We start from the raw sequence: 311 nt of genomic DNA, 5'->3' as shown, positions 1-311 counted from the left end.
TCGCGCTGCCGCCCGCGAGCAGCCGCCCGTACGGGCACGGTTTCGACGAGGTGGCCGACGCGTGCGAGGGCGCGCTGGAGGAGCAGGGGCTCGACCCGGCGCGGGTGATCGGGAAGCCCGTGGTGGACCCGGCCGCACTCACCTTCCACATCGCCCGCGAGCACCTGCTGACGGCCGTCCGCACCCTGCGCGACGACCCGGCGCTGCGCCACGAGCTCTGTCCCGGCGTGAGTGGGGTGCACTACCCGCACGACAGCGGGCGCGAGCTGCACGCCGCGTACCAGCTGCCCCCGACCACCCACGGCCGCCGG

Annotated in this window: 1 pseudogene; it reads left to right on the top strand. The window is 76.2% G+C overall.

Annotation, left to right across the window (positions count from 1 at the left end):
- Positions 1 to 311, top strand: a pseudogene (locus UK12_RS42575) (NADH-quinone oxidoreductase subunit C); the annotation flags it as partial.

The sequence above is a fragment of the Saccharothrix sp. ST-888 genome, assembly GCF_000955975.1.
GTDB lineage: Bacteria > Actinomycetota > Actinomycetes > Streptomycetales > Streptomycetaceae > Kitasatospora.
The sequence above is the reverse complement of the archived record's forward strand: the minus strand, read 5'-3'. Positions and strand labels throughout refer to the sequence as shown.